The organism is Pedobacter sp. 01N416 (assembly GCF_056399685.1).
Map to the genome: position 1 here is coordinate 1 of NZ_JBFTRT010000314.1, position 8,805 is coordinate 8,805.

Below are 8,805 nucleotides of genomic sequence, written 5' to 3' on the forward strand. Positions count from 1 at the left end.
GACTTAAACAACGGACATCGGGTTCCGGCAACAATAAAAGCAAAAAATGAAAAAAATCCTTACCGTAATTGGCCTCCTATTTATTTTTAGTAAAACATATGCACAGCGCCTAGAAAAACTGCAATGGTTCAACGAACCTGATAACTGGGAAATCAAAGACAAAAGCCTAATTATGCAGGTGACACCAAAAAGTGATTACTGGCGCATTTCGCATTATGGCTTCACAGTGGATGATGCACCATTTTATTACAGCACGTATGGTGGGGAGTTTGAGGCAAAGGTCAAGTTGACCGGTGCATATAAAGCCCGGTTTGACCAGATGGGACTGATGATCCGTACAGATCACAAAAACTATATCAAGACAGGTGTCGAATATGTGGATGGCAAGTTCAACGTAAGCACAGTGGTTACACACAATAAAAGCGACTGGAGCGTAACAACCTTAGACAAAACCCCTCCGTTTATCTGGATAAAAGTTGTTCGTAGGCTAGATGCAGTCGAAATATTCTATTCTTTGGACGATAAAACCTATATCATGACCCGCAATGCTCCATTGGAGGATAACGCACCGGTTCTGGTAGGATTAATGGCAGCCTCCCCTGACGGTGATGGCTTTGAGGCAAAATTTGAAAACTTTTCGGTCAAACACCTACCCGACCAGCGCCGACTGGATTGGCTTAAAAATCACCAATAAGAGCTATAACAGCAGTCCTGGGCTCGTAAATTTTTAAGGCAGGGTTATTTCTGCAGATAATAGAATGCTACCATACTTAAAACCGTAGTCAGAAACATGCAGGAATATACTTGTTTCATTACCAAAGATCTGATGAAATTGGATAACGTTCTAAAATCCCATAGCAGTTTTGTGGTAAATGAAGTGAAGCGGAATTTGAACTATCCGCTTCACTAAAACAACGAGTACTAATAACAATTTAGTTAAGGTTTAAAGCCTGGCTACCGGCATCAACAGCAAGTTGAATAACGTGATGTACCAGAAAAGCATCAACTGTTCTTTCCGGAAGTAAAAAGCTGCAGCCGACACCTCCACAACCAGCTAAACCAAAATATAACGACTATAGTCATGTACCTTCAACGCTACCGCGAAAGCACATTAGGATTAGCGACAGCACGCAAAAAGTCGCCTTCTCAAATATTCACTCATCAAATATCAGGTCCTAAATGGTTTAAGATTCAGCAAGTTATCAACACACGGGCGAGATAACCACCGATGTTATTTTAGTTTTTGCATTGTTACTTTTTTAACATAAAATACTGATTCACAGATATATGTATTTATTGTATCGGAAAGTAATTTTTGGGGTTTAGATAATTAAATTACTTAGCGATAAACGAAAGTATTCCTGAAAAGTATATTATTTTACATTACCCTTTACATGACATACGCTTTCAAAATATCATAAGCAAATCTTAAAATTGTTCCGAAAACAACGATCAGAAAAAATACACGGACAAATTTATTTCCTTTAAGCAAGGCCAGTTTTGTACCGAAGAAAGCACCGGTTAGGTTAAAAAGCGCCATTGGTATAGCGTATTGAAACAGGATATGCCCTGTAGAACTGAAATAGACAATGGCTGCCAGATTAGTCGCCATATTTACAATTTTGGCATGTGCACTGGCGCCAATAAAATCGAAGCCCAATACCGCAATGAAAACCAAAATTAGAAAAGATCCTGTGCCTGGCCCGATTAAACCATCATAAAAACCGATTAATATCCCAAATAAAGCAGCCATTAAAACCTGTTGTTTAAGGGAATGGTCTTTCTCCTGGTGGATACCAAATTGTTTGTTAAAGTAGGTGTAAAGTGCAACTAAAATCAGCACAACGAGGATTATAGGTTTGATGACAGAATTATCTATCCTGCTTACCAAAAACGCGCCCAGCAATGCTGCTAAAAACGCAGTTATCGCACAAGCCGCAAGTACTTTGTAATTAAAACTAACCTGTTTTGAATATTTGAAAGCAGCCAGCGTTGTACCCGCCATTGACGGGATTTTGGTAGTGCCTAAAAGCGTAGCCACAGGATAATGGGGCAAAATAAGTAAAATGGCGGGGGTTTGTAATAAACCACCGCCACCTACAATAGCATCTATAAATCCGGCAGCAAAAGCTACCAGACAAAGTAAAATCAGTTCGTTAACCACTATAAATTTTTAAATCAATTCTTCCGAATTCATTACCGCTGGCTTCAGCCAACAGTATTTACATCCGCTCTGGCGAAGTAATACCTAAAATAAGCATTCCGGCATGAATGATATCGGCCGTTTTTTTACTCAGGTTTAAACGGAACTGTTTTACTTCACCTTCTTCCGTTTTTACAATTGGCGGTACCTCATGGTAAAACTTGTTGAATAGCTTAGCCAGTTCGTATAAATAGTTGGCCAAACTTGCCGGACTATAAGCTCTAGCCGCAATAGCAATTTCTGCAGGGTATTTTGCCAATTGCAGAATCATTTCTAATTCCACGTCACTAATCCCGCCAAACTCCAAACTCCCAACGCCAAACTTATACTCAGACTTGCTCAACAGCGATTTAATCCGCGCGTGCGTGTATTGGATAAATGGACCTGTATTCCCTTGAAAATCGATACTTTCAGCAGGATTGAACAACAAACGTTTCTTAGGTTCAACCTTTAAAAGGAAATATTTTAAAGCACCTAAACCTATATTTTTATACAGTTCTTCTTTATCTGCTTCACTAAAATCGTTGGTTTTACCCAATTCTTCTGTTTTTTCGCGGGCGGTGGTTACCATGCTCTCAATCAACTCATCTGCATCAACAACCGTTCCTTCACGGCTTTTCATCTTGCCGTTTGGCAGATCGACCATTCCGTACGATAAATGGTATAAACCTTTTGCCCAGCTCTTGCCTAGTTTTTCTAAAATCAGGAACAACACTTTGAAATGGTAATCCTGCTCATTTCCTACCACATAAATCGACTCATCCATATTGAAATCGTCGTGTTTCATCTCAGCAGTACCTAAATCTTGTGTGATGTAAACCGAAGTCCCATCAGCACGCAGAACTAATTTCTGGTCTAAACCATCGGCAGTTAAATCGATCCAAACCGAACCATCTTCCTTTTTAAAGAAAACACCTTTGGCCAAACCTTCATCAACCGTACCTTTTCCTAACAGGTAGGTATTGCTTTCGTAATAGAATTTATCAAAATCAACTCCGAGGTTTTTATACGTTACATTAAAACCAGCATAAACCCACTCGTTCATGGTTTTCCAAAGCGAAACTACTTCCTCATCCCCTTGCTCCCATTTCGGTGTTTCGCCATTACCCCACTTTTGCCAGGCAAGCATCGATTTACAGATGTGGATACCACGGTCGTTAACCAGGTTTACCTTCACCACATCGTAACCGTAAGCTTTAAGCAGCTCAGAAACCGAGTAACCCAAAAGGTTATTACGCACGTGCCCCAGGTGAAGCGGTTTATTGGTATTTGGAGACGAATATTCTACCATTACCTTTTTACCGTTCGATGCATACACGCCAAAATCAGGCGATAAAATTTCTTCGTTAAATTGTTTTAAGAAATAACTTTCGGCAATGCTTAAGTTCAAAAAGCCTTTAACCACATTAAATTTAGTAATATCGGTTACGTTAGCAACCAAATATTCACCAATCTCAGTGGCAGTTTGTTCAGGCGATTTCTTCGAAATTTTGGTAATCGGAAAAACAACAATTGTTGCCTGTCCTTCAAATTCTTTACGTGTTTCTTGTATGTTGATTACACTTTCGGCTACTTCTTCCTTATAAAGTTCAAAAATAGCTTTCTGTGTTTCGGCAATAATAAAATTCATGCGCCAAAAATATGTAAAAAAGGTGGAAGGTGAAAGGTTTAAGGTAGAAGGTTTTCGAGCTTTTAAAGGGCTTGGAAAGCCACTGTAGTGCCAGTCGGTTCCGATAGTCCTTCTTTTCGCTATAGTCCCGATTGAAGAAATCGGGAGCTGCCGCTTCAATAAGGTTTATTTAGTTGGTTCTGTGCAATAAATAAACCTATCTCCGTATTGGTCTATCTCAAATCTATCATCTCAATTCTCATATCTGAATTTTTCTAATAGATTTGCAATAACTAACTTTTTTATGAGCGAGCAGAACCCCAATTTTAAAGTGAGCGTAAACACCGAAATCGGCAGATTGCGTAAATTATTAATACATAGTCCTGATAGTGGATTAGGCAAAGTAGTACCCTCTAAGGCACAAGATTGGCTTTTCGAAGATATTGTACATTTAGATACCATCCGTAAAGGCGAATACGATTATTATATTAAACTATTGATGTATTTCCTTGATCCTGATAAGATTAAAGGAAAACTGGCAGAAATAGATTCGGAAGCATCCAACCGTAATTTTTACAAACCCAACCACCCCGATTTTCACAATTCTCAATCGGTAATCGAGATTCAGAACCTGTTAAGCGAAATGCTGGAGAACGAATCCATCCGTAAAAAACTGGTTGCTGCTGTTTGTGCGATTGAAGGTTGTACTTATAAGGTTCAGTTAGAATTAACGGATACCAATCCAAAGCAGTTGGCAGAGATTTTTATCTCCGGAACATTGGCCAACGATACGATGATTTTTGCACCCATCCCCAATTTAATTTTCACCAGGGATGTGGGTACAACGATTAACAACCATATCCTGTTAAACAAACCGGCGAAAAAAGCCCGTGTGCGCGAAACACTTTTAATGCGTTATATTTTCTTCAATCATCCTTTGTTTGAGGGCTACCGCAATAATATCCTCGAAATTCCGGATGTGACCATGCACTTTTTACGCCCCGGCGATGAACCGGCTTTCAGTACCACTTTAGAAGGTGGAGACGTGATGATGGTAAGTCCAAACCACGTATTGATCGGTTGTAGCGAAAGAACCTCTGAACATGGTGCCAACGAAGCGATTAAACTATTGTTCGATCAGGATGTGGTAGAGAAAGTTACGGTTGTAAAAATACCAAGCAAACGCGATTATATGCACCTGGACACTGTTTTTACACAGGTTAAACGCAATACCTGGGTAATTTTGAATTCGATTGCCCATTCGCCGAAATATAATCCTTACGAGCCGATCAACTTTTTAAAAGAACCCGAAAAATTGGAGGCTACCACTGCTATTCAGTTTACAAAAGCGAATCCACAAGAACCGAAACATTTCGAACATGTAGAAGCTTTATTAAATGACATTAGTCAGAACGATTTAAAAAGCACTGAACCAACCAAAATCATCTACAGCGGAAATAATCAGTTCCCTTACGATTCGCGGGAGCAATGGACTGACTCTTGTAACCTTTTAGCAATTAAAGAAGGCGTTGTTTTAGGCTACGATAGAAACGATAAAACCGTTGAAGCCTTTAAAGCTGCCGGTTTTAATGTGGTGGATGTGAAAGATTTGATCCAGGATTTAGAAAATGGTAAAGTAAATGCAGAAACCATAACCGATACTTTGATTTTAATGCCATCGGCAGAATTATCACGTGCACGTGGTGGTTTCCATTGTATGAGTTTACCAATTTTAAGAGACAATTTGTAATTAACGACCCGTCATCCTGAATTTATTTCAGGATCTACTCATTAAGATCCTGATCCCGAAAAATCGAGACAGGATGACGCATAAGAAAAAGAAAATGCAGACAACCAATCACATTTTAATGATCCGCCCTGTTGATTTTAAGTTCAATGAGCAAACAGCCGGAAATAACAAGTTTCAAATTGCATCTACCGAAACCAACGTGCAAACAGAAGCTTTAAAAGAGTTTGATGCCTTTGTTGATTTATTAAGAAAAAACAATGTTGATGTAACGGTTGTAGACGATACTTTGCAACCCGAAACACCTGATTCTATTTTCCCGAACAATTGGGTCTCTTTTCACGATGATGGCTCAGTATATCTTTATCCGATGTTTTCTGAAAATCGCCGGTTAGAGCGCAGAAAAGAAATTCTGGATGGCTTGAAAGAAAATTTCGAAGTTAACCACGTCAGCGATTTAAGCTTTTACGAACAACAACATGCATTTTTAGAAGGCACTGGGAGCATGGTATTAGACCGTACCAACAAAATTGCTTATGCCTGCTTAAGTGTGCGCACCGATGAAGAAGTGCTGAACAACTTTTGCATGCTCACCGGATATGAACCAGTGGCCTTTCAAGCGGTAGACGGATCGAATTTCCCGATTTACCATACCAACGTAATGATGTGCATCGGCGATCGTTTTGTTGTAATCTGCCTGGATTCGATTAGAGATCCTGAAGAGAAATTAAATGTAACCATCAGTTTAAAAGGTAGTGGAAAAGAAATCATCGAAATCAGTCTGGAGCAGATGAATAAATTTGCAGGCAATATGTTACAGGTTACCAATGCAGATGACGAAAGTTTATTGGTGATGTCGGAACAGGCTTTTTTATCCTTAACTGCTGAACAGATTGCTGCATTAGAACAATACAGCAGAATCATTTATGCACCGCTTTACATGATCGAAAAAAATGGCGGCGGTAGTGCAAGATGCATGCTGGCTGAGATACATTTGCCGGTTAAAGAATAACAGATTGCATATCTATTTTAATGGAATCAGATTTAACAGAAAAAGAATTGCATTTAGCAACATTAATGAGTGAAATTTCAGAATATTGTTATTCTGCTGGTTGGATGCAGAATTTAGAATATGCCCTATGGAATGCAGTAATAAATGGTGAAAGGAAATATGGACAGTCCTACATTACCGAAGCTGATATTTCCACATTGATTAAGCTTTCTACAGATGCAGATGCCTGGATCGTATATGATGACGATAAAGAGGAAACAGCTTTGAGCTTAAAAGAATGGACAGAAAAGTTTAAAAAGGATGTGGAGCAAAACAAAGGAATTATAAAAGGTTGATAAAACTATTGTTCGGGTAAGCCGCCAACCATGTGGTTATCTATCCTTGCCGTGGTTCGTGTCTCCACGAACCACTTTTTTTACCACAGAAACACGGAAAACCCATCGGATAGATGCCTCGCTATTCAATCTTCAATAGCAGCACACCCCTAGCTACATAAACCTGATCGGAACGGACACGAGTGCAACGAGTAAAGTGGAGAGCAGGACTAACCCAAACCTATAAAAACAGGAACCTGCTTTCCAAATGATCAACAAACATTCATACATTCTTCTATCAAACCAAAATTTAAAAGATTTCTCCTCCAAAGGAGTTCCTTTGGAACACTGGGTTCGAAATGACGATCCGCTAGATTCCGATTAGTTTTATTACTTTCGCCAAAAATCCACTATCAAGATGTCTTTAGCACAAGAATTACAGACCCGTTCGGGCAATAAATGCGAATTATGCACCGCTGAAACCAATTTATCGGTATACGAAGTGCCGCCAACCAGCAATGCCAATAGCGATAACAGTATTTTTGTTTGTAAAACCTGCTTAGATCAGATTGAAAAAACGGAACAGCTTGCACCAAACCATTGGAAAATATTAACGGAAACCATGTGGTCGGAATTTGCCCCGGTACAGGTTGTTGCCTGGAGAATGTTGAGCAGATTAAGAAATGAAGGCTGGGCAGCAGATAGTCTGGATATTTTATACCTTGAAGATGAAACTTTGGATTGGGCTAAAAAAACCGGCGACCACGAGCAAGATGGAACAGTAGAATTTCATCAGGACAGCAATGGCACGCGCTTATTTGAAGGTGATACTGTGGTTTTGGTTAAAACTTTAGATGTTAAAGGCTCAACCTTGAGCGCTAAATTGGGCACTGTAGTTAAAAATATCCGATTAGTTCATGATAATATCGAACAAATTGAAGGCAAGGTTGAAGGACAAACTATTGTAATTTTAACCAAATACCTCCGCAAAGGATAACACGTTATTTGATGATTGATTAGCCAACTCGCTTTCAAACCCTAAATAGAAGCACTTTCCTTGCCAACTAAACCTGATCGGAACGAACACGAGTGCAACGAGTAAAGTGGAGAGCAGGACCAACCCCAACCTATAATAACAGGAACCTGCTTTTCAAATTATGAGTTAAACATTAATCTTATTTCGTCTTTTAAACAATTTATCGGAAAGTCTTAGCGAGACGCTAAGACCAGATAGTAATCTGGCTAAGCGTTTCCTTACAGTAAAAATATTTTCAATACCGTTTAATTCTCGATTTAAAATTACATTTTTGCAAAAATTATTTAAAAGTAAATGCAGAGTTACTCAGAATTTCTTGATCTAAGTGTTGGTTTCCCTCAAGAGGGTTTCGATGTTATAGATGATGAATTATATTTTCAGGATTTAAACCTGATGGAAATGATCGAAACTTACGGTACTCCCCTACGTTTCACGTACTTACCAATGGTGAGCAAGAAGATTCAGCAGGCGAAGATTCTTTTCCAAACCGCTATTTTAAAGAACAATTATCGTGGCGATTATAAATATTGCTACTGTACAAAAAGCTCGCATTTTAAGCATATTGTAGAAGAAGCTTTAAAAAACAACATCCACTTGGAAACTTCTTCAGCTTTTGATATGCCGATGGTTGATGCGCTGGAGAAAAAAGGCGTGTTAACGAAAGATACCACCATTATCTGTAACGGCTTTAAAACCTACCAGTACAAACAATATATCATTGATATGTTGCATGATGGTTATACCAATATTATCCCTGTTTTAGATAACAAAGAAGAGTTTAATCTTTTTGATGATGAGGTTGATATTGATACCCCTTGTAACTTAGGTATCCGTATCGCTGCTGAGGAGCAGCCGGATTCGCAGTTCTACACTTCGCGTTTAGG

Annotated in this window: 9 protein-coding genes; 7 read left to right on the top strand and 2 right to left on the bottom strand. The window is 39.0% G+C overall.

Annotated elements, in window-relative coordinates; all coding sequences use genetic code 11:
- The first annotated feature begins 46 nt into the window (after positions 1 to 46).
- Positions 47 to 694, top strand: coding sequence for a DUF1349 domain-containing protein (locus tag AC1DND_RS17125; protein ID WP_477583433.1), 648 nt, complete (start codon positions 47 to 49; stop codon positions 692 to 694).
- A gap of 72 nt (positions 695 to 766) precedes the next feature.
- Complete coding sequence (locus tag AC1DND_RS17130) at positions 767 to 910, top strand: Lrp/AsnC ligand binding domain-containing protein (RefSeq protein ID WP_477583444.1); 144 nt, start codon at positions 767 to 769, stop codon at positions 908 to 910.
- A 480-nt stretch (positions 911 to 1,390) separates the two neighbouring features.
- On the opposite strand, the gene AC1DND_RS17135 is transcribed toward AC1DND_RS17130, so the two are convergent.
- Both AC1DND_RS17135 and argS read right to left on the bottom strand, forming a co-directional pair.
- On the bottom strand, positions 1,391 to 2,164 hold the full coding sequence (locus AC1DND_RS17135; RefSeq protein WP_477583434.1) for a sulfite exporter TauE/SafE family protein: 774 nt from the start codon (positions 2,162 to 2,164) through the stop codon (positions 1,391 to 1,393).
- A gap of 58 nt (positions 2,165 to 2,222) precedes the next feature.
- Positions 2,223 to 3,833, bottom strand: coding sequence for an arginine--tRNA ligase (gene argS / locus AC1DND_RS17140; RefSeq protein ID WP_477583436.1), 1,611 nt, complete (start codon positions 3,831 to 3,833; stop codon positions 2,223 to 2,225).
- Between the two features lie 283 nt (positions 3,834 to 4,116).
- Between argS and AC1DND_RS17145 the strand changes: the two genes are divergently transcribed.
- From AC1DND_RS17145 to AC1DND_RS17165, 5 genes are all read left to right on the top strand, one after another.
- On the top strand, positions 4,117 to 5,562 hold the full coding sequence (locus AC1DND_RS17145; RefSeq protein ID WP_477583438.1) for an arginine deiminase family protein: 1,446 nt from the start codon (positions 4,117 to 4,119) through the stop codon (positions 5,560 to 5,562).
- 73 nt (positions 5,563 to 5,635) lie between these two features.
- Positions 5,636 to 6,571 carry a citrulline utilization hydrolase CtlX gene (gene ctlX / locus AC1DND_RS17150; RefSeq protein ID WP_477583439.1) on the top strand — a complete coding sequence of 312 codons (936 nt, stop codon included), beginning with the start codon at positions 5,636 to 5,638 and terminating at the stop codon, positions 6,569 to 6,571.
- Between the two features lie 20 nt (positions 6,572 to 6,591).
- Positions 6,592 to 6,906 carry a hypothetical protein gene (locus tag AC1DND_RS17155; RefSeq protein WP_477583440.1) on the top strand — a complete coding sequence of 105 codons (315 nt, stop codon included), beginning with the start codon at positions 6,592 to 6,594 and terminating at the stop codon, positions 6,904 to 6,906.
- 397 nt (positions 6,907 to 7,303) lie between these two features.
- Positions 7,304 to 7,882, top strand: a complete 579-nt coding sequence (locus AC1DND_RS17160; protein ID WP_230141988.1) for a PhnA domain-containing protein — start codon at positions 7,304 to 7,306, stop codon at positions 7,880 to 7,882.
- Positions 7,883 to 8,215: 333 nt separating this feature from the next.
- A partial coding sequence (locus AC1DND_RS17165) for a type III PLP-dependent enzyme domain-containing protein (RefSeq protein WP_477583442.1) occupies positions 8,216 to 8,805 on the top strand: 590 nt, incomplete at its 3' end.